The sequence below is a fragment of the Erysipelothrix aquatica genome, assembly GCF_009828775.2.
Taxonomy (GTDB): Bacteria; Bacillota_I; Bacilli_A; order Erysipelotrichales; family Erysipelotrichaceae; genus Erysipelothrix; species Erysipelothrix aquatica.
The window spans coordinates 1-24712 of record NZ_WTSY02000008.1; the positions used below are offsets into that span (position 1 = coordinate 1).

Sequence of the window (24712 nt, forward strand, 5' to 3'; positions counted from 1 at the left end):
GGTCTTTTATTTTTTTATTTAATTGCTTATACTTCATATGGGAGCTCCTTTTAGTCGGGTGGGCTCCTTTTATTATACAAAAACAACCGCACCTTGGTGGTGCGGTTGAGATTTGAATTTAGGAAAATAGAAACATGAAACTGTTTCTATTTTTGATAGATTTATTGAATGATACCTTCATAGAATTTTTTGGCTTCAATAACTTCCGCATCGACGAGTTGATGTCCGCCTGGTTGAACATTTGTTGTTACAGGAATTCCTGCATCTTCAAACTCTTTAACCGCTTCTTCAAATTTATCAAATGCGATGAATGGATCAATTTTACCACCCGTTGTATAAACATTTAGAGCCGGTTGTTGTTTGAATGGCACTCCCGGTCTTACGGATGAGGGGTGAAAGAGCATTGCACTGGTAAAATCTGTCTCAAACTCCTTGAAGAGATTGATCGCAATATTCGACCCATTCGAATAACCAATAACGGACACTACCGCATCCTGAAGTTTATAATACTCCAAGAGTTGGAACATTCCTTCATGAAGTGCTGTTGTTTGTTTTGCAAGGTCTTTTAAATCAAAGCTTCCATCTGCATAACGTTTAAAATAACGAAGCATTCCTTGTTCTTCTACAGCACCACGGATACCAATCAGTGTTGCTGTTTCATCAATATATCGTGCGAGGTTTGCCAAATCGTTCTCATTACCACCAGTTCCATGGAGCATAAAGATAACGCGATCAGTAGAACCATCATGTTTTGCATGTACTATCATTATTGTCCTCTTTCTAAATCTTAACGTACTTTGATAAATGCTTTACGAAGTGCTTTTAGTTGCGCTTGTTCATCATCTGTCAATGGTCGTTCTTTTTCAAATGCTTTGATCGCATTAATAGACTCACGGATTTCATTTCGTTTGGTAATCATATCGTACTCGTAACGGTTTCGATAACCATAAGTTTCTAACGTATCAATTTCTTTAACGAATACAGGCATAAATTTGCTTTCGATGATCAGACGTTGTGCCTCAAAGTGTTCTGGAATGATAAACGCTTCACCGAGTGTTTCGACAGGCTCATCAACACTTACACCTGGTGTAACGGTTGATAATTCAATGAGAATGCCGCCACGCTCACGGAAGTAAATCGCATTAAAATATTTACGATTTTTAACCTCTGTCGGGAAGTATCCAGCACCGAGTAGTTTTTCACGCCATGCTTCTTCCGTTCCGCGTTCAATTGCGAATGCAATATGATGAACCGTTCCGTGTCCTTTGGTGCCGATTGTTGTTGTATGTTTACGGATATCAATCAACCCACCCAATCCTTCGTGGATTCGGAGTCGGTAATACTCATCATCTTCCGCCACAATCGTATATCCAAATAGATCGGTAAACAACGCAAGCGTTTGTGTCGGTCTTTCTGAGAAGAGTGCTGCATTATACAAACCTTTAATTGCTGTTTTTGGTTGTACACCATTGAATGCCCATTGACTATTTGGCCCTAACGGTGTTTCTACCAACTCGATATCCAATCCATGACGATCTGAGAATGCTAAGTAACGCTCACCAAATCTTTCATATGAATAATTAAAAATATCAAAGTGATCAAGTCTTTCTTTCCAGAAGTCGAGTGCTCCTGTATTCACTGCATAAGTAACGTATCCAACCTGACCATCTCCAATATCGCCTTCTTTAGAATCTGAAATTGGGAAATAGGTGGATAAGCCTGTACTGCCATCATGATTTCCATAATAGAAATGGTACTCTTCAATATCGTCATAGTTTAGTGTCTTTTTAACTAAACGCATTCCGAGCATTCCTGCATAAAAATCAACATTTTCTTGTGCGTTTTTAACGACTGAAGAAACATGATGTAGTCCTAAAATTCTTTCCATAGTATAACCTACCTCCTTACCATGTTATTATATATTTTATGATTTTCCTTCTCAACTTATATGCTTAAATGTCTTCTTTTAGCACTTTCGCTGGATTGCCACCAATAAGAACATTGTCCGGAAATGACTTGGTCACAACACTGCCACCAGCAACCACAACATTATTCCCCAGCGTAACCCCAGGATAAATAACCGCAGCACCACCAATCCAAACATTATCACCAAACGTAATTGGTTTCCCTAATTCAAGTCCACTATTACGTTCGGTCGCATCAAGTGGATGGGTTGCCGTGTAAATTTGAACTGCAGGCCCGAGCATACAATTATCGCCAAACGTAATCGGACAGACATCTAACATCACGCAATCGTAATTACAGTAGAAGTTCTCACCCACGCTTACATTGTAGCCATAGTCTAATTTGAGTCCCACGCCAAAACTTGCGTACCCTTTTGTTTTTATTATCTTTTTATACAGTTCGCTTCGAGTCTTGTTATCTGAAATCTGTGATGCTTGAACAACAATATCACGAGCATAGGCATTTTCACGTTGTAATTCTGGATCTCCTGCATCATAAAGCATGCCTTGAATCATTTTTTCTTTTTCTGTCATAATATACCTCACTTGTATATTTATCCTATCACATCGACCTCTCTTTTTTATGCCGTTTTTAGTGGTATACTTGCCAACAAAAAAATACCCCGTTTATACGACGGAGTATGATTGTATTCGAAAAGCCAAAGATTAATGACTGAGTTTTTTATGGATGAGTGTTTGAATTTCTGGTGTCGGATTCTCACCACTCTCTAGAAGATAGTGCGTATCATCGACTTTCTTCAGATTATAGTTGAAGTTTTCCGCATAACGATTCGCTTGGTAGTCAAAAATCGGACGCATCCATGGTGTTTTCAGGTGAAGGACCACTGCTCTATATGACCTGCTATCTGGACTCGGTTTTTCTGAAATATCGTAGACACGATACTCGGAGGCAATGACAGATTCCTCGAACCAACTTCCTATATTTTCAGAATGCTCTGGATTGGTTTCACGGGGACTTCCAAGTGACGTCAATGTACTTAAAATCAACACGTTAAACGAAACTACGAATATCAAATATACAGAGATCGCAACAGCTAGATATTTCAGGTATTTATGAATTTTTGTATGTTTAATAATCTTTACAACCCCTACAATAACCAGAGAAATGATGACCACCCATAAGAATCCCTTAATGCTGATTATCTTCCCAAACATACCACCCCAACCAATAATTAGGAATAAGATGATGAGTGATGTAATTAAATTGAGCAAGTTCGTATATTTTTTACTTGTTTTGAAATTAGAGTATCGACCATGCTTCAAATTTTGATACTCCTTAAAATAAGAATATGTATAGATCGAATACGTCAAAATCAAATACGGATAGAGTAGAAATGTTGCAAGACTTCCCTGACTTGTAATCGTCATTTGCTTTGATTGGGTCGACGTATACATCGTAAACAACCACATTCCAATTAGCATTAAATATAGAAACGCATTCCGCTTTAAGCGTTTTTTAATCGGTTCAAGCTCTAACTCTTGAATATTACTTGCCTCTTCAAATGCTGGTTCATGCGTTTTGAGAATCGCAATGGGTTCAATCCATCCGACGATAGTTCTGCCAAACGTTTTCATAAATTCACGAAATGCATATTCATTATTTCCCCAACCTTTAGAATTTCGTGATGGCATCGGAATTAATTCGTACCGAAGGGTCTTATCGTCACTACGTTCAAACTGTTGGAAGAACAACGTGAAGCGTTTTAAATGATACCCTTCTTGAACTTTCTCATTAAGATAGACTTCATAATGCTTATACTGGGACAATTTGATACGTCTGAATTCAATCATAACTTTCCTCCATAGAGATTCCCTCTAGTGCTAACAGTTTCATCATTTCTTGATTTGGCATTACGTTGTTATGAAGCACATAGACATCCGATGATACTTGAATAACTTCGAAATCGTAAGTCGTTGCATAGCGCATCATTTCATAATTCAACAAGGGTCGCACCATCGGCGCATACAACCGCATAACTATAATTGTCGCTGCGTCATAACTAGTTGGACTCATAGCTTGCGGTCGTACTTCCCGTACCGTATATTTTGACGCAAATACCGATTCATCAAACGTAGCATAGACCGATTCCGTTTCGTAGTAGTTTGGATGTAAATGAACGTCTTTATTCTTACCGGGTTGAATACCAACCAGGATTCCTAGTGTAAGGATTAAACTAATACAACTGACAGCAAGATATTTGGCAGGCTTTGAGGTTGTTTGCTGGGTTGAGTATTTAATACGATAAACTGCATCTAAAGTATGCGTTCCAACTAATAACCATAAACCAAGTACCAGTCCCCATTGATTGATGAAGCCATACATTCCTGTGAACATAAGCCCTACCAAAAGCACAATGGAAAGGATTGAAGTAATTCCTTCATAGCGATAACCAGGAACAGCCTTAGCAAATTGTCGATTCTGAAGACATTTAAGATCATTCCGGGCGTCTTTTAAGGTTTTAAAAGATGCAACCGATGTATAGGAAAACAAAAATAACGAACCGACTTTTAATGAGCTGGTCAGAAGATTAAGATCTGTAGCGATAGCAATTTGGAGCAAAAAGAGTATTACGGCCCCTAGCTGTAGCCCTCCACTTCGTTTCATTTGTCGAATATGTCTTTGTAGTGGTTCAAGATCTAAATCCGACGAAATGTCCATCGTTGAAATATTTGACATTGATGTTTCAAAAATAGCAAAAGGACCAAACCAAGCAATAAATTTTCGATCGAATGATTCAACGAATGCTTTAAACTCACGATTATTTTCGAGAAATCCCTTATACCTTCGGTGGGCTTTGGGAATGATTTCATATCGAATATTAGCGTCCTTATTTTTTTCAAATCGTTGATAAAACGGATTGAAACTTTTGAGATGATATCCTTTCGTAACCATCTCATTCAAGTATGCCTCATACGCTAAGTATGCCGATGCACTTACATTTCGAAATTCAAGCATTTCAACCCTCCTTTTTATTTTTCTTTGAGTACCTCTTGAGCATCAAGTATTATTTGCTTGTAATTATCAATCGCATTATGGAGAGCGTCGGTACCCTTGGTTGACATGGTATACGTACGAGCACGTCCTTCGCGGTTCGTTTCATAAATAAAGCCATCACTCTCAAACTTCGCGAGAATTGTATACAGTGTTCCGGGTCCCAAGACGACACGACGATTCGTTTTCTCTGCTACCCAGTCTACAATTTCTTTCCCAAACATATCACGATCTTGCAGTGCCATAAGAACGTAGATCATTGTTTCTGTCATGTACACCTCCAATATCGACCAACGATATCATCTATCGATATTATAGCATGGTCTCTTTTATTTACCAAATAAAAAAAAGTCACAAAGTGACTTTTAAAGGCGATACAACGTATAAGACGACCATGAGGAATACGGAGTGTCCGTGGAGAAAATGTCGCCTTGTCCAAAGTTGATCGCATTCGCAGGGTACTGCGGTTCAATTGCAAGGGCACTGTAATTGCGTGCATCCTTACCATATTCCTGTTTAAAGGTTTCATCAAAATAGTTCGCAAAATAAAGCCGTAATACTGGCAGTGATGTTTCACACACCAACATACGCGTTTGCGTTTTTAGATAGAGCTTTCCATCAAGACGATAGTCATGATCAATAAAGCGTGTTTTTTCAAATTCTGGATGCTGCTGTGTCAATGCGTGTTCGATTGATTTCCAAGCTCTAAAATCAAATGCGGTGTGGGCAACAGGCAGCGTCTTGCCATCATTCGCTAAACTCGCATCAACCGTATAAATCTCATTGGCTTCAACTTTTAAAGCATGGTTGGCGAGGGAATTGTTTCCATCTAAATTAAAGTAATTGTGTGTCGTAATGTTGATTGGGAACGGTTCGCTTGGATAGGCAGATATCGTCACGATTAGCTGTGCATCCTTAAGTTGATAGGTTACGGTTGTCTTGACGGTTAATGTGTAGCCATCATGAGGCGTATCCTCCAACTCAAAACGAATGCCATCCTCGAGTATCGTATACGAAAATGTTTGAAAGGCATGTGATTGAAAACCACCATGAAGATGATTTGGTGTATTGTTGATGGAAAGTTCATATGCTTTCCTACCTACACATAAATGGCCGTCTTTGATGCGTCCAGCCGTTGGCCCGACAACACTTCCGAGGTATACCGGATTGGATTCATACAAACCAAGGTCTTGGTATCGCACAACACAGTTTTGTTCATTCACAAATCCAAAATGAATTAACGTTGCACCATACGATAACACGCGAACATCAAGGATACCGTTGGATAATGAAATTACATCGGTAAACGCTTCATGCGATACTTCAACGTTCAATTTCATGTGAACCGTCACCGATTTCTGCGACATAAAAGTTTGCTTCATAACCAATCGCTTCTTTGTATTTGTTTCCAACGTTTTTGATAAATGTCGGAATGGCATCGGTAGCGACAATTGCTATCGCACAGCCACCAAACCCAGCTCCCGTTACACGAGCTCCAATGCACGATGCTTCATTCCATGCTGCTTCCACAATGGTATCAAGTTCTTTTCCGGTCACTTCGTAATCATCTTTAAGACTTTTGTGACTTGCGTTGAGAAGTTTTCCGAATGCCATGAGTTCACCATGACGCAGCTTTCGAACGGCACGGCTCACACGATCATTTTCACTGATTGCATGACGTGCACGACGATACGCCACCATATCATCCTTAAAGGAATCAACGATTGCTTCTAACTGTTCGCGATTGAGTTGGCATAGTTCACTGACGTTATAGTGATTCTGAATGATTGTTAAGGCACGTGCACACTCTTCCAAGCGTTCATTATATTTTGAATCGGCAAGCGCACGTTGTTTATTAGTGTTCATGATTACAATTTTGTGCCCCTCTAATTGTACTGGGACACGTTCATAATCAAGGGTTTCGGTATTTAGCCGCAACGCCGTATCCTTTTGACCAAACATAACCGTAAATTGATCCATAATTCCCGTATTAACGCCAATATACTGATTTTCAGAATCTTTGGTCACAACTACAAGATCAAGGTCACTTAATGTCAGATGGTTAATCTTACGAATAAACTCTGCAGTCACAATACCAAGCGATGCACTACTGGACAATCCTGCACCATTGGGAATATCACCATAGTAAAGTACTTCAAATCCAGTATCGACTGGAAGGCCTCTTTGTGCAATGGTCGCAATGATACCTTTGGCGTAGTTTACCCATCCGTGATTGTCGTTAAATGCTAAGTCTGAGGCGTCGATTTCAAGGATTTCTGTATCCGAAACATTGAGTGACGCAAATCGAAATACATGATCATCTCGAACACGTACCAAAGCGTAAGTGCCGTTTGTAATCGCACATGGAAACACATTACCACCACTGTAATCAATATGTTCACCAATCAAGTTAATTCGACCTGGAGCAAAAAATGCGTAATCATACTCTTTCCCAAAAACCGACTCAAATTTATTTTCTAATAATTCCATAATGCCCCTCCTAAAAAGCCTCTATATACCTATTTTTTACGCATTGATTTACGAATATCTAACGCTACAGCAATCACAATCACAATCCCTTGGATGACGTTTGTCATATCAGGTTTAACCCCTAAATATGCTAAACACACTTTCAATAGTTCAAAGACAAAGACCCCAAGTAAGATTCCAGGAACCGTACCTTGACCCCCTGTTGTTGAAACGCCACCAATGGTCGCAGAAGCAATTGCTTCAAGTTCATAACTAGTACCTGATGAAGGCCCTACTGATCCTGTTTTTGCAGATAGCAAGTAACCTGCAAGTCCGTAAAGGGCACCTGCGAGTACAAAAATTTTAATCTTAGTGCGGGGTACGTTAACACCTGAAACTTCTGCAGCTTGTTCGTTTCCACCAATTGCGTACATATTTTTCCCGTAACGGGTTTTGTTATAAAGAACCCACATAACGACCCCAACTATAGCTGCAATAATTACCAAGTATGGAATGGTTCCAAAGAGCTTCCCTTGACCAACCTGAATGTACGCGTCTTTAAATGTTCCAATTGGTTGGTTCCCACTATAGAGCATATTGAATCCATAAATCATAATTTGAGTTCCCAATGTTGCCAAGAATGGTGGAACATGGAAGTAAGCAATGATAATCCCATTCATAAGCCCTAACAGTGCACATGCTGCAATAACGATTAAGAGTGGCACAAAGATTGGTAAATCCGGTAGATTTGGAAAGAACTTCCCAACAAAATCAGGTTGTTGTACTAACGTTCCGGCTAAAATCGCGGAGAAACCAACAATCCGTCCTGCCGATAAATCAGTACCACGGATAATCAATGTTCCTGAGATTCCAAGCGCAATGATAAAACGTACTGATGTGTTAGCGAGAATGTTTGATGCATTTCCAATGGTAAAGAAGTTGCTTTGAGTAGTACCTGTAAAAATAATCATTACAGCTACCACGATAAACATTGAGTAGTCTGTTAGTATTTTTTGTATATCTATTTTTTTATCTTTTTTAAATAATTTAGTTGTCATACTATTCTCCCTGCATAAATTTGGTTGCGAGTGTCATCACCGATTCTTGTGTAGCATCTTTGCTATCAAGGAATCCGGATATACGCCCTTCGCACATAACCATAATTCGATCGGATACATTGAGTAACTCCGCCATTTCAGATGTAATCATAATGATGCTTTTACCTTGGTTCGCTAGATCGTTGATAATTTGATAGATTTCAAATTTAGCACCAACATCAATGCCTCGCGTTGGTTCATCAAGAATCAAGATATCTGGATTATTTGCCAACCATCGGGCAAGAATAACTTTCTGTTGATTTCCACCGGAAAGGTTTTCTATTTTCGTGCGTTTCGATGCGGTTTTGATTCGGAGTTTTTCTATTGAGTCCGTAACCATCGTATCCACACTTTTATCATTAATCAGTCCGTATTTAATATGGTCATTAATAGATGTAATCGCGATGTTATCTTCAACAGATAAGACACCAAAGATTCCAGTACTACGACGATCTTCGGTTACCAGCGCAATTTTATTGGCGATGGCATCGTTGGGATGTTTGATAATCGTTTGTGACCCGTTGATTTTTATTAACCCCTGTTCGATAGGACGGATTCCGAAAATTGCTTCCATTAGCTCAGTCCGCTGTGCTCCAACCAGTCCTCCGACTCCGAGAACTTCACCCTGTTGGAGTTCAAAGAAGCATTCTTTAAATGATAGAGGATCTGTAGATGTGAGGTTTTCAACGCGAAGAATAACATTTTCATGAGGGACGTTAGTTTTTTCAGGGAACATGCTTGTTAGCTCCCGACCAACCATATTTTTGATAATGGATTGAACACTCATTTCTGAACTGGGCCATGTATTCACGTATTGGCCATCTCGCATGATGGTAATTTCATCTGAAATTCGTAAGATTTCGTCCATCTTATGAGAGATATAGATGACCGCAATATTCTTTTGCTTGAGGCGGTCAATAATACTAAAGAGCATTTCAACTTCAGACGTTGTTAATGACGATGTGGGCTCATCCATAATGACAATTTTGGCATTGTGCGATATCGCTTTCGCAATCTCAACCGATTGCATTTGCGAAACCGTTAATGTTTCCAGAAGTGCGGTTGGTTTTTTGTCTAAACCAACCTCTTCGAGTAAATCTTTGGTCCATGCATTAATTTTCTTATGATCGACTAAACCAAAGCGATTCAGTGGATATTTCCCAAGAAATATATTTTCCGCGATTGTCATTTTCCGAATGGGTTGAAGTTCTTGATGGATCATTGCTAAGCCTGCATCCATAGCCTCTTTAGCATTTTTAAAGTCAACAGCTTGTCCATTATAAATAACTGTCCCGGCATCGCGATGGTAAATGCCAAAGAGACATTTCATCAACGTTGATTTACCTGCGCCGTTTTCTCCCATCAGTGCATGAACGGTTCCGGGTTTGAGTGCCAGTTGAACATTATCTAATGCCTTAACACCTGGAAATTCTTTTGTTAAGTTTGATATTTCAAGTATGTTTGTTTCCATAATTTACCTACCTATTAAAAAAGTGTGCCGAAGCACACTTTAATGTTTCTATCCGCGCTCCGCGTAACGTACTTTAATTTCTGCGATTGTTTCTTTACGTGCGTCTACACGTTTCAATTCTGCATCTTCAGGTTTCGTTACACCAACATAATCATGCCAGTAGTATGCTTCCACATCTTTTCCTTGCATTAATTCAACCGCAACGTCTGCAGCTGTATGTGATTGGTTAAAGTGGTCATTGAGTACTGTTCCAGTCAATTGTGCATTTTTGAGAAGTTCAAGTGCATCAGGAATTGCATCAACACCAACAATATAGATGTCTTCACCAACTTTACGTCCAGCAGCATTAATTGCAGTCACCGCACCAACTGCCATTCCATCGTTGTTTGCGAAGATAACTTCAAGATCTTTACCGAATTGCTCCAACGCACTCGCTGTGAATTCTTGTCCTTTAGCAGAGTCCCAGTTTGCTTGGTAAGGTTGGGCCAGTAAGTTGACTGCGCCGCCCTTAGCTTCATAGCCTTTGATTGAATATTCAGTCCGTTGTTGGGCATCAACGTTTGCAGGGTCACCCATTAATGTAATATATGAGATTTTGCCATCACCGTTGATATCTCCCTTGTTTGGAAGACCTGCAATCATTTCACCTTGGATGGTTCCGGATTGCGTTGCGTCAGCCCCAACATAGGTTGTTTTACCTGGCCAGATTTCTAAATCTTGAGGGGTAGGTTCACGGTTAATTAAGACAACAGGTATTTCCTTAGCTTTCGCTGAATTAATAACAGATGCTGCAGCCGTAGGATCAACTAAGTTAGCAATAATGACATCTTTTCCTTGAGCAATAAAATTATTGATTTGCTCTGTTTGTGTAGATTGGTCTTGTTTACCATCTTGGATGTCTAACTTATAGGTATTACCATCTTTAGCACCCAGTTCACCAAAGTATTTTTCAAGCTCTTGACGGTAGAGTGTCATGAAGTTGTCATCAAATCGATAAATCGCAACACCAACATTATATGTTTTTCCAGAACCAGAAGACCCATCGGTCTTGGCATTGTTTGCACCACATGCTACGAGCAGTACAGACGCAAATAATATGACGAGTACTTTTTTCAATTGCTTCATTCTATTGTCCTCCCTTTGACAAAAGTATATTGCTTGTGTACGTTCATAATATGAAATGTAAGCGCTTTTGTCAACGAAGTTTACTAAACGTTTACCAATTTCGCGGATTCACGTTTAATGAGTTTCGGAACAATTTGGGTTTTACTGGGTGTATTATGTCCAGTGTTTATTTGGATTAGAAGCAGTGACGATGCAATGTCTCCCATCAATTTTGTATTGAGTCGAACGGTTGTAAGTGGCGGATTCAAATAGCGTGATGTTGCAATATCGTTACATCCCACTATAGACACAGCATCTAATTTCTTAAGTTCTCCTAATGCGCGAATGGCACCCATTGCAATTGTATCGGATGCGCAAAAATATGCAGTCGCTAACCGATTGGCTTTAGCTGCATCAATAATTGCGTCATACCCTGTACGCGCATTAAATGTTCCAAAATGAATGTGTTCTTTATAATTGGATGGGCCTTTTAAATCCATCATTTCGATATAATGTTTTTCTCGTTTATCTTGATATGGCGCTTGTTCTGGACCCATAAATTCTTTCCCACCGATATATCCAATTGCTGTGTGACCAAGAGACCATAAGTGTTCTAAAGCTAGTTCTGACGCCATTTCAAGATCTTGAACCACGGATGTGAAGCGTGCTTCATCGGGATTTGAATCCACAAAAATGAGGTTTGAATTCGCTTGAGATAATGACTCGACCTGTTCCATCGAGAACTTCCCAAGACAGATTAAGCCATCAAATTGTTGGGTATAAACATCTTCCATATTATCTTTATAAAACCGATGTACCCGATATCGTTCTTTTATCCAAAAACTTTCCACACTCTTGCGCAATGCATAATAGTAAGGATCTTCTTCTTCCTCTTCACTCGATATCCATTGAATAATAGCAATCGAATTATTAATCATGTTTGACTTTGTATTATATTCTAGAGATTGTGCAGCCAATAAAACTGCCTCTCGGGTTTCTTCTTTTACATTTAGCGTTGGATCATCATTCAAAATACGTGAAACGGTTGATGTACTTACCTTCGCTAACTTCGCGATATCTTTTAATGTAGCCATAAATCATGCCTCCTGATACCACTATAGTAAATTTTTAGTAAAATATCTAGTTGTTTTTTATGAATCGAAGATACCGTTGACGTACGGTATAGACATATGCCGTTAATCCCAGTGTCGGAATCAGGACAATTAGGTATAAGCCATTCATATTTTTCATAAAGAAATAGGCATACAAAAAGATTACTGCAATCAACACAACACCTACAAATCGGTCGACACGATTTACTTTGAGTTGAATGGCATCTTTGCGGTCATCATAATTGTGGGGAACCGGTTGGGTTATTGTTTGAGGGCGTGTCAAGAAATAGTAATAACCTCCTTGACTCCCCAAGTATTCACAACACACTGTGAAGCCAACATCGGTAAAGTTTTGTAGTGATGCAGGTTCCACGGAGAAGTGAACTGCATAGGTAAAAGGACCTTCATCAGTCGCTTCAAACGTATAACGCTCTCCATCAAACGTTTTGAGGATATACCCCTCCTTAGCTTCCAAATAGCGAATTTCATCCGCAACTTGATCCAACCCAAAGTATTTTTTTTCAATCATGAGTACGTCCTCCAATTACTTTCAGTTTAGTCACAAATAGCCAGCTCGTCAAGATAACAAAAGAAAACCACCTTACGGTGGTTTTTAATGAATACAAGGAAATTCGATGATAACTTTGAATAAGTCACCGTCAATCCCAATGGTAAATTGCCCTGTTTGAATTTGAGTAAAGCTTTGTGCGATCGCGAGTCCAAGCCCACTTCCCGTTTCGGTTCGTGACTTATCACCACGAACAAACCGCGCCACAACTTCATCTGGCTTTAAGTTGAGTGGTGATGCCGATATATTCTTCATCGATACACGGACATTTGAATCCCGCACGGATACATCGACATAGAATCGCGTATGTTCCATCCCATACTTAACAACATTTTGAATAATATTATCAAAGATTCGGAACGTCTTATCTGCATCCAGATTAACCATTAGTGGTTGTTCTGCAATCTCGGTCACAACTTGAATATCGCGGCTTTCCAGTGCATCCTTGTGTTCAATCAACGCTTGTTCCACCAACGATACAATATCGAGTTCTTGTGCATCAAGTCTAATTTCTCCAGAGCTCGCCTTACTGATATCAAAAAGATCTTCAATGAGTTTTGTAAGTCGCTCAGTATAACTATTTAAGCGAACCGTATATTCTAAGCGTGTCGCATCATCCAATGTTTGATCTTGCAATAACTCACTATAATTTCGAATTCCCGTAAGGGGCGTTTTAAGATCATGGGACACATTTGTAATTAACTCTGTCTTTGTAAGTTGTGATTGCATGGCTTCTTTAACGGCATGATCAAAGCCTTTATTGATTGTTGAAAGCTCATCAAGTATTGGTTTAAATAGTGTAGTTTTCATCGGTTCAACGGTATCAAAATCGCCTTGAGCAATATGAGCAGCTTGAGCTTGTAACGCCAAATAATCCGTCTTAACCCCCGTCAACAAGCGGATACTGAAGTAGCTCAACACAACACCATAGACTAGTGCAAGTATGACTCCAAATGTGCCTAAACCAATCAGCACAATAATGATAAATGTATTGATGGCAATTAACACGATGATACGGTTCTTAAACTTTGTCGTTAAGGGTGATGTCAAGAAGGTCGTAGAATTCCGTTTTACCCGTGCCATAAAACGTCCTGTATAGGTTTTTTCCTTGAACGTTCTAAAAATACCAAATGTTAGAACACGTTTCACGTAGAAAAGCGCAAGTACGTAGACACCAAAGATAATCGCCCACCATAGATACATGTGAGATGCGACGAAACCGTAGGTGATCGATTGTCCCACCGAGAGCGTCATCATAACAGCATCAATTTGATACGTGTAAACTGACGCCAATGTAAAGGTTAGACTCGTTCCATATGAAACCAGAAGTGCCAGCAAAATGACGGCAAGTTCACCTTTTAAGTTCCAAATATTTTTAAATGGTGGAACCTCTGCCGCAATTCTGATCGGATAGATTACGATAAAAACTGCCAGAACTATCGCGCCAAACATGAGTAATGTGGCGGTTGTATTTTGTCGTGAATAATAGTCGGATGTAATTGTATTAATGACTTCAGAATTTCGAAGTTCTTTTTGGTTTGCTGAAAGTGCGAATACATAGTCGTATTTATCACTTAGTGAATATGAGCCCTTAAACTCAGGATTGTCTGAATACCCGATTCCCAGACGTTCGTAAGGAAATCGATTCGTATCCATAAAGGGTTGAAAATCTTCAGGCACATTGATAGTCTGTGACCACTGAAACAAATCCTTATCATCTCTTTTCGCAAAATCGGCCGCATCCGAACCTGCAACCACTTCTTGTGTGTTTTTGTCTACTAGCCAAAATCGGATTGCGGGGTCATTCACAAATTGTTTGGAGATTTCCTCCATATTCTTATAAACCAAGCGTTTATAGTTGGGATCGCTGACGTCACTCTCAAGATTCTCAAGAACTACGGTTTGCTTATCATTGTTGTGTGAATAATTCGCTGCAACGATAGTCATTGAATGCGGATAATGACTCATCATTTCCTGCGAACTAACCGGACGAATAATCGCATTCGGCTGCATGAGTGCATTGGAGCCATAGCTCAATGCACCAATTAAAAGTAATAGTAATGTCGTAAATAATAGTTTCTTTTTCATATGTTTACTCGGTATCTTTTTCTATTTTATAGCCTACGCCCCAAACCACCTTGAGGTAACGCGGGTTCTTGGGATCAATTTCAATTTTTTCGCGGATTTTACGAATATGGACCATAATGGTTTCACTTGAAATTGCCGTTTCCTGCCATACCGCTTCATACAAAGCATCACTTGAAAAAACATGACCTGGGTGTTTTATTAAGTGCTCTAGAATTTGATATTCTTTCGGCGTTAAATGAACCGACTCGCCATCCACCTCAACATGTTTCAATTCAGGCATGAGTACCAATCCCCCCACTTGATAAAACTTCGGATTCGTTTTCTGACTCAATTGTGCATGCAAGTCCAACGTCTGTTCATAGCGACGCAAATGAGATCGTACTCTCGCAAGTAATTCAATACTACTGAATGGTTTTGTCATGTAATCATCGGCACCCAAGTTTAACCCTTGAACTTTATCAACTTCTTCCGACTTCGCACTCAAGAACATGATTGGAAAATTGTATTTCATTCTTACATGCATTGTAAAGGTACTACCGTCCATTTCCGGCATCATGATATCAACAATCGCGAGATGAATCGTGCTGTTATTAACGACGTCGAGTGCTTCTTTTCCATTGCATGCTTGAAGGACTGTATAACCTTGTTTTTCTAAATTAATCGCGATTGCTTCGCGGATTCCCAAATCATCCTCAACCACCAATATTGTATGTGTCATTACTGCTGCCTCCATTATAATTATTATAGTTTTTATTGATCAGAATGTACAATTGCACCAAACACCGTCAGTGCTAAACATAGAACTAAAAATAGTGTATCCATACCATTCCCCTTTCGACTGCTATTATGTCAAAGAATTCTTAGGAAACCGTTGGTGCAATTCTTAAGATTTTCTAAAGTTTTCAAATATTCAAGATTATCCTGCATTTTTGACACATATGTCTTCAAAAAAAAGTGCTAATTGCCACGATAGCGCAATTAACACTTTTTTTTATTCAGATATGTCCTGAGGTTGTTCGACAGCATCTTCGACAGTTTCCTGAACGGTTTGTGCTTTATCTTTTACATCCTCTACAAAGTTTGAGATGGTATCATCTGCTTTATGGACTGCATTTTTTATATTTCCTTTTCCAGTATCGACCCAACCATCTACTTGCATCATTGGATCATCAAGATATTCACCTGCGGTTCGTTTCACAGCACCTGTTATTTCATCGAGGTATCCTGCTTGACGTAGTGTCTCATAGATTGCGACACCGGCAACAGCACCCAAAACGACAAATCCAAATTTTTTCATGATTACCCTCCTTGTCTTTTTATCTTACCACTTTTTTATGCCCCTTGCATAAACTCACCATCGATAACACAACATTTTTACGACGCTTTCACATTTCGTTAACGATACACAACCCGTAAAGCCACCATTCAAGGTTGTATTATGAAGGTCTCATTCATAAATCTTAAATTAATTACATATATACTTTATATATTAATAACATCTTTATTTCATGACAAAATGCGTTGGGTTCATGACAAATCAGCCACGGAATTTCATCAAACGAGTATGATAGTTTTGTTGAAGCAAGCAATTCGTTTTCATTACATTTAGATGCCCCAAACATTTCATGTATTCGCTTGCTTCGACACTTATAATTTCTAATAATATCTCAATAAGTGGCACACTTAAAGTTGGAACTTTGCTTACACACTGTTTCAACACTCAGCTTATTAACACGTCAGATGATCACCCCTGTAAATCTGAAAACCTCAATTTCACTGAAATGTACCCCATATCTACACTACCAAAACATTTCACGAGCCACGAGATATTATGAGCTTATCGTGAGTGTTATCCCCATAACCCTTACATCAAAAAGTGATACATCCCCCATGTATCACTTTTTCATTTTTTAGTTTGTATTTGATTTGCGTTTTACATAGGCGTTAAGTGCTATGAAGGATCCTCCCAGCACACTCATCGTGAGAGCAACGTTCATCAATGTATTTGCAGTCCCTGTTGCCGGCAACACTTCTGTTGGTTTAGTAGGACTTATTATTTGCCATTTTGCATAAACTGTCGTATCAGCATTTAGTGGCAAGTTAAAATCGAACTTTGTTGTGAATTGATCAGTTGTATACCAGCCATCAAATGTATAGCCTTCACGGGTTGGTGCTGATGGTATCGTTGCAGTTGTATTTTCAAAGACTGTCTGTGGCGAAACTTTGGAGCCTTCTCCCGTCTCAAATGACAAGGTGTAAGATAAAGCCTGTTTATGCCACTTTGCGTAGAGCGTCATATTTTTATTTATTGTTGTATCGAAATCGAATCGTGATGTGAATGCTTCATCTACATACCAGCCATCAAATGTGTAGCCGGCGCGCGTTGGTTCAGTTGGTCGTGCCACGAGCCCATCTTCAACAATTGTTTGATTCGAAATTGCGGTTCCACCATTTACTTCAAACGTTACATCTAGCACTTGTGATAATGTCACGACAACCGTTTGTGGTCCTTGTTTCACAGTGTATTTCAAGGCTGACAAATCCCCATTATAGACATACCCTGCAAGATTCGGAATTTCGATGGATATTTCTGAATTATATGCCGCTTTTAGAGACTTTGACATTAGCAGTTCATTGCGAGAATTTTTAAACTCGATTGTAATGTCTTCAATTTTTTCAAGACGGCTTTCTTCGAGTGTTTGCATCATCCGTTTTGTCCATGCGAAATCTGTTTCGCTGATTGTATTTTCTTTGTAGTCTTTGCCATCACGGTCAACTGCGTAGACAAACATGCCCCCTTTTTCACCATCTTTAGGTTGCCATTTTGCATACTGATATGCGCGACTTGCAAGATATTTTTCCTCACTGAACTGACCTAAAGCATCATTCCAGTTTGTATTGTCTTGTTCTTCATAGAACGAAATCCCAAATAAAACCCGTGTCGAACTAATGTCTGATTGGTAAGTTTCCCATGTTCGATCAAGACTTTGTGGATTACGGCCATACGCTTGAATGAATAAATACGAAATATGTGGTGCTATTTCCCGAAATAGCTCGTGGTTATCTTTGTTTGTATCATAAATTAAGAGTTTATCACTACCTTCTTTGATTTGAAGAATATTTGAAAGTTGGATAAAGACATTGGATATAATAGCCACTTCTTCACTGTTTAAGTTTGTTTCCATATCAACATCCAATCCATCAAGATTCCATGGTGTCATATAGGTATCGATTAACGTCTGAGCAAATGCATGATAATCATCGTCAGTTAACGTCGTACTATCTTTGCCTGTGTTGGTCTTAATTTTGAGTAGTTCTTTATAATCAAGCGTACGCACAACACGTTGTCCCCGTTCGTGTAGTGTTGGTACATAGTCATTCTTTAATGTTTCCCAAAATAAGTCCTGATCAGTTCCTGGATTAACATAGTGGAAGACCGATACAATATCAATCTCTTTCGGAAGGTCCGTCATTTTAATGACATTAGCATCTGGTAGATTGGAATTGGAATCATGAGGCATTGCAGCATCACGCCACGTACGATAATAAGCCATCATAATTGGTTCTTCGTAGTTCATTTCTGGACCCACCCCACGGGTTTGTGCGTGAACCGGAATTAAGCTTCCCATTCCCATCAGTACAATAAACATAATCAATGAAAACTTCTTAGTTAGTTTTTTCATAACTACCTCCTATTGTTTATAGTTATGGTACACCCAGTCTCAAACACTGTAAACGTTTTCATAACAAGTACTATGAAATGTAGAGAAGACCTATAATTTGTGGATACTCCCTAAATAAAAACACACCTACACAGTGAACGATACCGTTCCAATGTGAGGTGTGTTTTTACTAAGATTAAGAGAAGGATATTACCCTTCCATTGCCATCCATGATGGTTCCAACATATTGCCATCTGGATCTTGAACTTCTAATCCAAACATGACTGATTCAGGGATGCCCATATCTACGTGATAGACTGTGCCACCATGTGCTTCTGCACGTGCACCAAATTGCTTAACCGCATCCGCACTTTCCAGGCTAAAGGCAATGAGTGCACCACTTTGCGCTTGGGTATCAGCAATCGTTCGCTTTCCAATAAAGGTCTTGTAGAATCCATGCGTGAGGAGCATAATCCAGAAATTATCATCCCACATCATGGCTGCAGACTGATCATTTGAAAATTCAAGATTCTGTTTGAATCCAAGTGCTGTGTAGAATTGAATCGCACGGTCCAATTGAGTTACAGGAAAATTAACAAATACCATTGTTGACATAAGAGCCCTCCTTTTATTTTTATTATAAACTTAAGAGATAAAAGAGAGCACGTCTTGTGCATTGTAACTTTTAAGTATCTATGTATCTGATTTGTCCCTATTCAGTGTGCTCATGTCTAAATCGTAGATAGCTATAGATTCCAGTAACAACAATTCCTGCACTCAGAAGAATGACACCACTCAAATTGGTTGCGATACCCGTTGTGGGTAGTTCATCCTTTGAATTGTTTGAATCTTCTGGTTGAGGAGGTTCTACTGGTGTGATTGGATCGATTGGGTTGGGAGTACCATCATTCATTTGCCATTGTGCCTGATAGGTCATATTGCGACTCACAGTGGTCTGAAGCTCGGGGTTCCATCCCATAAATGTGTAACCTTCACGTGTCGGTGTTCCGACAAATAATGGCGTTGAACTACCAGACGCTACAGTGTATGATTGCGTATTGAATACTGCTTCATTTTCTGTGCCATCTTCGTACCGTATCGTGTACCTCGTAATTGGTTCTTCATTAACAAGCCATTGGGCATATACGTTCACGTCCGCAACCACACGCTTATTAAAATCATAATTTTGCGTAAGTTCCTTATCGCTGAACCACCCAACAAACGTATAGCCTTCCAATTGGGGATCTACTGGTTGTGTGAAGCGTTCCAGATAAGGTACCGTCTCAGAACTTACCACAGTTCCGCCATTTGATTCATACGTTATCGTATAGGTATTTTTTTCCCACTGCGCGGTATAAATTTGATCCTTCGTTACCGTTTCACTTAGTATTGGTGACCACCCAACAAATGTATAGCCTTCACGATCCAATGAACCGGTAAAAGCTGGAGTATCGGTCCCCGCATCCACTGTGTGATGCTCATCTTCAAAAATCACAGCATCACTAACCCCATCAGTATATGTGATTGTATGCATTTGAACGGGAATAATTTCATCCCAAACCGCATAAAGCACCAGGTTTTCGGATGGGTAAGTTACGGCTTCAAGTTGTGCATAGCGCGGATCGGATTCCGTGGCCTTCGCATTAGTTGACCATCCAGTAAACGCATACCCTTCGCGTGTCAGATTTATGGACGCACCACTCAGTAATGTTCCAAGTTCCTGGATAAATCCGAGACTATAGTACGTCTCGATTTTGGAATCTGGTCCCACTTCGTAATAAGTATTTCCATCATATGTATCACGTAGGGCGAGATCATAGTATCCCCCGTTCGCATCATATCGAATCCATGACGCTTGTACAGCACCCTGTGATTGATTGCGTTCAAATTGACGCTGATCCAATTGTAATAAGGCGCTTGAACCCCTGTAGGTATTATCTGCCATACTTTCTGGTTTATAAGGTACGGTAGGAACTGCTATCCGTTCAACACCTGCTGTAATATTCGTGTGATTGGATACTAAGTTTCCACCACCAATACCTAGAATCTCTTCAAAGATGGCGGTTGGTTCAACACCTTTATCAACATTAATAATATTCTCAGTTCCTTCTTGTGTTGTTTGTGAGTTTGAAATATCTTTATAGTTACTTAAATGATTCAAGGTTCCGTTGCCATCATAAACACGGTTCCCCAAAAACAGACTATTGTTTCGCGATACGGATGCAGTCGCGAATAAACCGGCGCCACTCAATCCGATAGCGCCCCCGCGTTGTTCCATCGTCGAAGCTTCATTACCGCTTTGATTCCCGATAAACGTCGACCCTTGAATGTCATTAATCATTCGCGACGATCCACCATTTTTAAAATATTGAATGGCACCCCCACTGTATCCAGCACCGTCTTGTCCATAGGCCTTATTTTCATAAAAAGTACTGTTGGAAATCGATGTTGTAAGCCCCGGATTTCCTGTTCCTTGGAACATGATTGCACCACCATCATCATACGCAACATTATTTGCAAAGGTAGAATTGCTAATGGTAAATGTGGCTCCATCGCGACCATCAAAAACATAAATAGCACCGCCATCAAATGTCTTTGCCGGTGCAATATCCTTTCCGTTAGTCTCATTGCCCACAAAGTAGGATTGATCTATTGAAACATTTCCTGTGAGATAATGCATTGACATGGCACCACCACCGCCACCAAAGATTCCCGTAAAGGGTGCTCTATTGATATTATTACGGAAAACAGTATTCTGAATATCAAGGTTTGCACTGTATCCTTTGGATGCAATAGCTCCTGCTTCATACCCACCTGCTGTTCCTTTATTGTTTTCGATTGTCGAAAACTGAATTAAGACATTGGATTGTGTTCCCAAATACATTGCAGCACCACTCCCCGCAGTATTATTCGATATTGCGGTATCGATAATTTCTGTTTGAGCATCACGCTTCGTATCAACATCAAGAGCACCATACGTTGCGTTGTGTAAAGTTATGCCTTTAAGCGTTAACGTACCGGTTTCCATTTTATTTGTAATCAGTCGACTTTCAATTGCTGTCCCGTCTATTTCCAAATTTTGGACCGTAATTGTACCACTACCACTAAATGTCATGCCTCCAGTTGACCAAACAACGTCATTTCCCTCAATCGTTAAGTGCTTTCCAGCAACATCAATTTGAATATCATTTGACACAAACGCTTTGTCTAAGATTAAGACTGCACCATCTTCAGCCTCAGTAATCGCCTGTGTTAAACGATCGACCGTCGTAATCACATCCGTTTCACTTGCATGAATTGGAATCAACCCAAATATTAGAAATAGCGATACGAACAGTGTTACTAACATGTTTCTATTCTTGTTCTTCATAAAAATTCCCTTTCCATCTATTTTATGTATCTAACTCAATTATAGAATTTAGGGTCTAAAGGACGCTCCTCACTGTTACAGAAGAATGAATAATTGTACCAAAAATTAATATTTCCTTATTTTGTTAAAGCAATAACGTCGAATGGTACATATCCAACACTTACTGTAATTTGCTAAAGCGAGACCTTTTGCCTTGTAAATAGAAAAGACTGTCGAAATTTTTCAACAGTCTTTGGTTTACTTGAAATAGCTAAAAATCATGTTTGCCCAATCTTCGTGTTGGGTTGTAATGAATAAGAACCATTAGTATTCGATTGCTAATACCGCTTCAAGGGATGGACACTGGATGTCATCACGTTCAGTATGATGCGTCAAAAACTCGATCAAATATTGCAGGAAGAGCACAACTGCTTCCTCAGTGCTTTGATTCTTAGTAAAGATACGTTTTGAAAAGCCGCCGTGTAGGATGTAGCAGAAGTCAATTATGTAATCCTCTTTTTTAGCGTGAAAATATCCTAACTCAAAGCAAGGTGCATACAACAGTCGATTACGGGTCAGCATATCGTGATTGGTCACGATTGTGTTGACGTGGCGTGTATCAATGGGAAACGTATCAAAATAAAGTTCAAGTTTGGATAAAACGTAATCCGAATGCTTCGAAGCAAATACATACTCGTAAACTTCTGGATTGGGGAATGAACATTCAGCATAAACACGCCATGATAGTAATAACGCCATAATCGGATCATAGTCACTGTTAAGGATTTGATCAAATCCGTAGAGATAATCAGTCACACTATCAATCATTGCGAGCGCGACCAAACTATCAAGGTTTTCAAAATAGTTATAGATTGTTGCGCTATTATACCCTGCGCGGTCTGCAATATTGCGGATGGTTAATTTATCAATACCTTCAACCTCAGCAATTTCTTTTGTGGCATCAATGAAGTATCGCATTGTGCGGTATTTTTGTTTGCTCACTTTAATTCTCGGATTCATAGGCCAGCCTCTTTCTTTGTTTTATTATAGCAGTTGCATCAACACAAACACAAAAACAGTGTGAAATCTTATCGATTCCGAACAAATGACGTCAAAATACGCCCATTTTTGTCAAAACATGTGATATATTTCACTATTTTTCAAATATTTCCGTGTTTTCTAATCACTTGATTATATAATGGTCATGTGATTAGTTTGAGAGAAAACTATCAAGGAGGAAGATATGGATACACAATCCAAGAAAAAGGCAAGTATCGATAAAGGTCTGTTTTTCATACCCTTATCTATTGTCATCATATTTTGTGCATTAGTTGCACTATTCCCAAAAGCATCGGAGAATGCTTTTAACGGAATTTTTGGCGTCATTACTGGAAACTTTGGGTGGGCACTCCAATGGTTCTTTTTAGCCAACACATTTATTATGGTTTACCTTGCCTTTAGTCACTATGGTAACAAGAAGCTCGGTAACGAAAAACCAGAATTCAGCACCCCTGTTTGGTTAGGAATGCTCTTTGCTGCTGGAACATCAGGCGTCGCTATCTATTGGGGATTTAGCGAATGGTTCCAATATGCCACTGCGCCTCCTTTCGACATTGTTCCCCTTTCCCGCGAAGCAATGACTTATGCATCAACCTATAGTTTCTTCCACTGGGGACCTTCCGCATACGGATTATACGCAACGGTTGCTGTCGTTTTCGGATTTTTCTTCTTCGTAAAACGTGAGAACACAAACCGCCCAAGTACTGCTTGTGCATCAGTTATTGGAGAGAAAAATGCAAAAGGACTGCTTGGAAAAATTATTGATATTGTCTACATGATGGGAATTATCGGGGCAGTCTCGGCAGCCATTGGTTTATCAACACCATTAATTAGTGCCATTATCGTTGATCTTTTCAACATTCAATATACCTTATGGATTGATGCTGGCATACTTATTTTCTTTACGATATTCTTTGTTTTCGGAGTTTATGGTGGTCTACAAAAATCAATGAAACTAATTAGTAACATTAAACTTGCGATGGTCATTGGATTACTCGCGTTTGTGTTTTTAATTGGACCAAAGTCATACATGCTTAATAACTTCACAGACAGCATGGGAACCTTTGTCAGTGACTATTTTAGAATGATGATGACAACTGAACCCCACTCTGCAGGAACTTTCCCACAATCATGGACCATTTTCTTCTTTGCATGGTGGTCAGCATATGCTTTAAATACAGGTATTTTCCTAGCGCGTATTTCCCGTGGACGAACCATTAAACAACTCGTTCTTGGAGCCACAGGTGCATCGTGTGTCGGTTGCTGGTTACATTTCATTATTCTTGGTTACTATGGTATGAATGCCTATGAAACTGGACTCGTGAATGTGATTGAAATATTCCAAACACAAGGCATCACGGATGCTATTATCGCAATTATCAAGACGATGCCACTCGCAACCGTTGTTCTTGTCGTAATGCTTGCAGTTATGGCTGTATCGACCGTCACAGTTATCAACAGTGCTGCCTATACACTCGCAATCGTATCAACAAACGATCTTCCCGCAAATGAAGAACCGGGTCGTACCAACCGCATTTTCTGGGCTATTGCCCTTGGTGCTTTGGGACTCGTTCTAATTTTTATTGGTGGTTTAGGACCAATCCAAACCATTAGTTTATCCACCGGAATATTAACCATGGTTATTATTGTCATCATCTTCATCGCCTTCTTTAAGCATGATGGTAAGAAATGGGACGAATATATGGAACGTAATGCACAAATGGATGCATTAGAAAACGATACAAAGGAGCATTAG

Annotated in this window: 21 protein-coding genes; 1 reads left to right on the plus strand and 20 read right to left on the minus strand. The window is 39.5% G+C overall.

Annotated elements, in window-relative coordinates; genetic code table 11:
* Window positions 1-161: 161 nt before the first annotated feature.
* The 20 genes from GVV20_RS03510 to GVV20_RS03605 form a co-directional block, all read right to left on the minus strand.
* The gene (locus GVV20_RS03510; RefSeq protein WP_159740085.1) at window positions 162-767 is read right to left on the minus strand and encodes an alpha/beta hydrolase; all 606 of its coding nucleotides are present in this window, start codon (window positions 765-767) and stop codon (window positions 162-164) included.
* A 20-nt stretch (window positions 768-787) separates the two neighbouring features.
* Window positions 788-1888, minus strand: coding sequence for a VOC family protein (locus GVV20_RS03515; protein ID WP_159740084.1), 1101 nt, complete (start codon window positions 1886-1888; stop codon window positions 788-790).
* A 64-nt stretch (window positions 1889-1952) separates the two neighbouring features.
* The gene (locus GVV20_RS03520) at window positions 1953-2498 is read right to left on the minus strand and encodes a maltose acetyltransferase domain-containing protein (protein WP_201287495.1); all 546 of its coding nucleotides are present in this window, start codon (window positions 2496-2498) and stop codon (window positions 1953-1955) included.
* A 132-nt stretch (window positions 2499-2630) separates the two neighbouring features.
* A complete protein-coding gene (locus GVV20_RS03525) occupies window positions 2631-3776 on the minus strand; it encodes a DUF2812 domain-containing protein (protein WP_159740083.1) in 1146 nt (381 codons plus the stop codon).
* Window positions 3769-4941: a DUF2812 domain-containing protein gene (locus tag GVV20_RS03530; RefSeq protein WP_159740082.1), complete on the minus strand. Its 1173-nt coding sequence runs from the start codon at window positions 4939-4941 to the stop codon at window positions 3769-3771. Before GVV20_RS03530 ends, GVV20_RS03525 begins: the two co-directional genes overlap by 8 nt.
* A 14-nt stretch (window positions 4942-4955) precedes the next feature.
* Complete coding sequence (locus GVV20_RS03535) at window positions 4956-5249, minus strand: PadR family transcriptional regulator (RefSeq protein ID WP_159740081.1); 294 nt, start codon at window positions 5247-5249, stop codon at window positions 4956-4958.
* Window positions 5250-5342: 93 nt separating this feature from the next.
* Entirely contained in the window at window positions 5343-6317 is a 975-nt protein-coding gene (locus GVV20_RS03540) for an aldose epimerase family protein (RefSeq protein ID WP_159740080.1), read from the minus strand.
* The gene (locus GVV20_RS03545; RefSeq protein ID WP_159740079.1) at window positions 6301-7467 is read right to left on the minus strand and encodes a galactokinase; all 1167 of its coding nucleotides are present in this window, start codon (window positions 7465-7467) and stop codon (window positions 6301-6303) included. The genes GVV20_RS03540 and GVV20_RS03545 overlap by 17 nt, the downstream gene beginning before the upstream one ends.
* 29 nt (window positions 7468-7496) lie before the next feature.
* The gene (locus tag GVV20_RS03550) at window positions 7497-8504 is read right to left on the minus strand and encodes a galactose/methyl galactoside ABC transporter permease MglC (protein ID WP_159740078.1); all 1008 of its coding nucleotides are present in this window, start codon (window positions 8502-8504) and stop codon (window positions 7497-7499) included.
* Window position 8505: 1 nt separating this feature from the next.
* Window positions 8506-10014 (minus strand): sugar ABC transporter ATP-binding protein, encoded by a 1509-nt coding sequence (locus GVV20_RS03555; RefSeq protein WP_159740077.1) that lies wholly within the window; start codon window positions 10012-10014, stop codon window positions 8506-8508.
* A 48-nt stretch (window positions 10015-10062) separates the two neighbouring features.
* Complete coding sequence (locus tag GVV20_RS03560; protein ID WP_159740076.1) at window positions 10063-11139, minus strand: galactose ABC transporter substrate-binding protein; 1077 nt, start codon at window positions 11137-11139, stop codon at window positions 10063-10065.
* A gap of 83 nt (window positions 11140-11222) precedes the next feature.
* The gene (locus GVV20_RS03565; protein WP_159740075.1) at window positions 11223-12212 is read right to left on the minus strand and encodes a LacI family DNA-binding transcriptional regulator; all 990 of its coding nucleotides are present in this window, start codon (window positions 12210-12212) and stop codon (window positions 11223-11225) included.
* 46 nt (window positions 12213-12258) lie between these two features.
* Window positions 12259-12759, minus strand: a complete 501-nt coding sequence (locus tag GVV20_RS03570; RefSeq protein WP_159740074.1) for a DUF2812 domain-containing protein — start codon at window positions 12757-12759, stop codon at window positions 12259-12261.
* Window positions 12760-12843: 84 nt separating this feature from the next.
* The gene (locus GVV20_RS03575; protein WP_159740073.1) at window positions 12844-14886 is read right to left on the minus strand and encodes a HAMP domain-containing sensor histidine kinase; all 2043 of its coding nucleotides are present in this window, start codon (window positions 14884-14886) and stop codon (window positions 12844-12846) included.
* 4 nt (window positions 14887-14890) lie between these two features.
* Window positions 14891-15604, minus strand: a complete 714-nt coding sequence (locus GVV20_RS03580; protein WP_159740072.1) for a response regulator transcription factor — start codon at window positions 15602-15604, stop codon at window positions 14891-14893.
* A 273-nt stretch (window positions 15605-15877) separates the two neighbouring features.
* Window positions 15878-16183 (minus strand): hypothetical protein, encoded by a 306-nt coding sequence (locus GVV20_RS03585; RefSeq protein WP_159740071.1) that lies wholly within the window; start codon window positions 16181-16183, stop codon window positions 15878-15880.
* Between the two features lie 613 nt (window positions 16184-16796).
* On the minus strand, window positions 16797-18569 hold the full coding sequence (locus tag GVV20_RS03590) for an EndoS/ChiA family endoglycosidase (RefSeq protein WP_159740070.1): 1773 nt from the start codon (window positions 18567-18569) through the stop codon (window positions 16797-16799).
* A gap of 189 nt (window positions 18570-18758) precedes the next feature.
* On the minus strand, window positions 18759-19163 hold the full coding sequence (locus GVV20_RS03595) for a VOC family protein (protein WP_159740069.1): 405 nt from the start codon (window positions 19161-19163) through the stop codon (window positions 18759-18761).
* A 97-nt stretch (window positions 19164-19260) separates the two neighbouring features.
* Complete coding sequence (locus GVV20_RS03600; protein WP_159740068.1) at window positions 19261-21918, minus strand: InlB B-repeat-containing protein; 2658 nt, start codon at window positions 21916-21918, stop codon at window positions 19261-19263.
* A 303-nt stretch (window positions 21919-22221) separates the two neighbouring features.
* Window positions 22222-22917, minus strand: coding sequence for a TetR/AcrR family transcriptional regulator (locus GVV20_RS03605; RefSeq protein WP_159740067.1), 696 nt, complete (start codon window positions 22915-22917; stop codon window positions 22222-22224).
* A 223-nt stretch (window positions 22918-23140) separates the two neighbouring features.
* Between GVV20_RS03605 and GVV20_RS03610 the strand changes: the two genes are divergently transcribed.
* Complete coding sequence (locus GVV20_RS03610; protein WP_159740066.1) at window positions 23141-24712, plus strand: BCCT family transporter; 1572 nt, start codon at window positions 23141-23143, stop codon at window positions 24710-24712.

What these genes read in the sequence shown, in the direction of transcription:
- GVV20_RS03510 (WP_159740085.1), bottom strand. Translation starts at nt 767, where the DNA reads ATGATAGTACATGCAAAACATGATGGTTCTACTGATCGCGTTATCTTT.
- GVV20_RS03515 (WP_159740084.1), bottom strand. Translation starts at nt 1,888, where the DNA reads ATGGAAAGAATTTTAGGACTACATCATGTTTCTTCAGTCGTTAAAAAC.
- GVV20_RS03520 (WP_201287495.1), bottom strand. Translation starts at nt 2,498, where the DNA reads ATGACAGAAAAAGAAAAAATGATTCAAGGCATGCTTTATGATGCAGGA.
- GVV20_RS03525 (WP_159740083.1), bottom strand. Translation starts at nt 3,776, where the DNA reads ATGATTGAATTCAGACGTATCAAATTGTCCCAGTATAAGCATTATGAA.
- GVV20_RS03530 (WP_159740082.1), bottom strand. Translation starts at nt 4,941, where the DNA reads ATGCTTGAATTTCGAAATGTAAGTGCATCGGCATACTTAGCGTATGAG.
- GVV20_RS03535 (WP_159740081.1), bottom strand. Translation starts at nt 5,249, where the DNA reads ATGACAGAAACAATGATCTACGTTCTTATGGCACTGCAAGATCGTGAT.
- GVV20_RS03540 (WP_159740080.1), bottom strand. Translation starts at nt 6,317, where the DNA reads ATGAAATTGAACGTTGAAGTATCGCATGAAGCGTTTACCGATGTAATT.
- GVV20_RS03545 (WP_159740079.1), bottom strand. Translation starts at nt 7,467, where the DNA reads ATGGAATTATTAGAAAATAAATTTGAGTCGGTTTTTGGGAAAGAGTAT.
- GVV20_RS03550 (WP_159740078.1), bottom strand. Translation starts at nt 8,504, where the DNA reads ATGACAACTAAATTATTTAAAAAAGATAAAAAAATAGATATACAAAAA.
- GVV20_RS03555 (WP_159740077.1), bottom strand. Translation starts at nt 10,014, where the DNA reads ATGGAAACAAACATACTTGAAATATCAAACTTAACAAAAGAATTTCCA.
- GVV20_RS03560 (WP_159740076.1), bottom strand. Translation starts at nt 11,139, where the DNA reads ATGAAGCAATTGAAAAAAGTACTCGTCATATTATTTGCGTCTGTACTG.
- GVV20_RS03565 (WP_159740075.1), bottom strand. Translation starts at nt 12,212, where the DNA reads ATGGCTACATTAAAAGATATCGCGAAGTTAGCGAAGGTAAGTACATCA.
- GVV20_RS03570 (WP_159740074.1), bottom strand. Translation starts at nt 12,759, where the DNA reads ATGATTGAAAAAAAATACTTTGGGTTGGATCAAGTTGCGGATGAAATT.
- GVV20_RS03575 (WP_159740073.1), bottom strand. Translation starts at nt 14,886, where the DNA reads ATGAAAAAGAAACTATTATTTACGACATTACTATTACTTTTAATTGGT.
- GVV20_RS03580 (WP_159740072.1), bottom strand. Translation starts at nt 15,604, where the DNA reads ATGACACATACAATATTGGTGGTTGAGGATGATTTGGGAATCCGCGAA.
- GVV20_RS03585 (WP_159740071.1), bottom strand. Translation starts at nt 16,183, where the DNA reads ATGAAAAAATTTGGATTTGTCGTTTTGGGTGCTGTTGCCGGTGTCGCA.
- GVV20_RS03590 (WP_159740070.1), bottom strand. Translation starts at nt 18,569, where the DNA reads ATGAAAAAACTAACTAAGAAGTTTTCATTGATTATGTTTATTGTACTG.
- GVV20_RS03595 (WP_159740069.1), bottom strand. Translation starts at nt 19,163, where the DNA reads ATGTCAACAATGGTATTTGTTAATTTTCCTGTAACTCAATTGGACCGT.
- GVV20_RS03600 (WP_159740068.1), bottom strand. Translation starts at nt 21,918, where the DNA reads ATGAAGAACAAGAATAGAAACATGTTAGTAACACTGTTCGTATCGCTA.
- GVV20_RS03605 (WP_159740067.1), bottom strand. Translation starts at nt 22,917, where the DNA reads ATGAATCCGAGAATTAAAGTGAGCAAACAAAAATACCGCACAATGCGA.
- GVV20_RS03610 (WP_159740066.1), top strand. Translation starts at nt 23,141, where the DNA reads ATGGATACACAATCCAAGAAAAAGGCAAGTATCGATAAAGGTCTGTTT.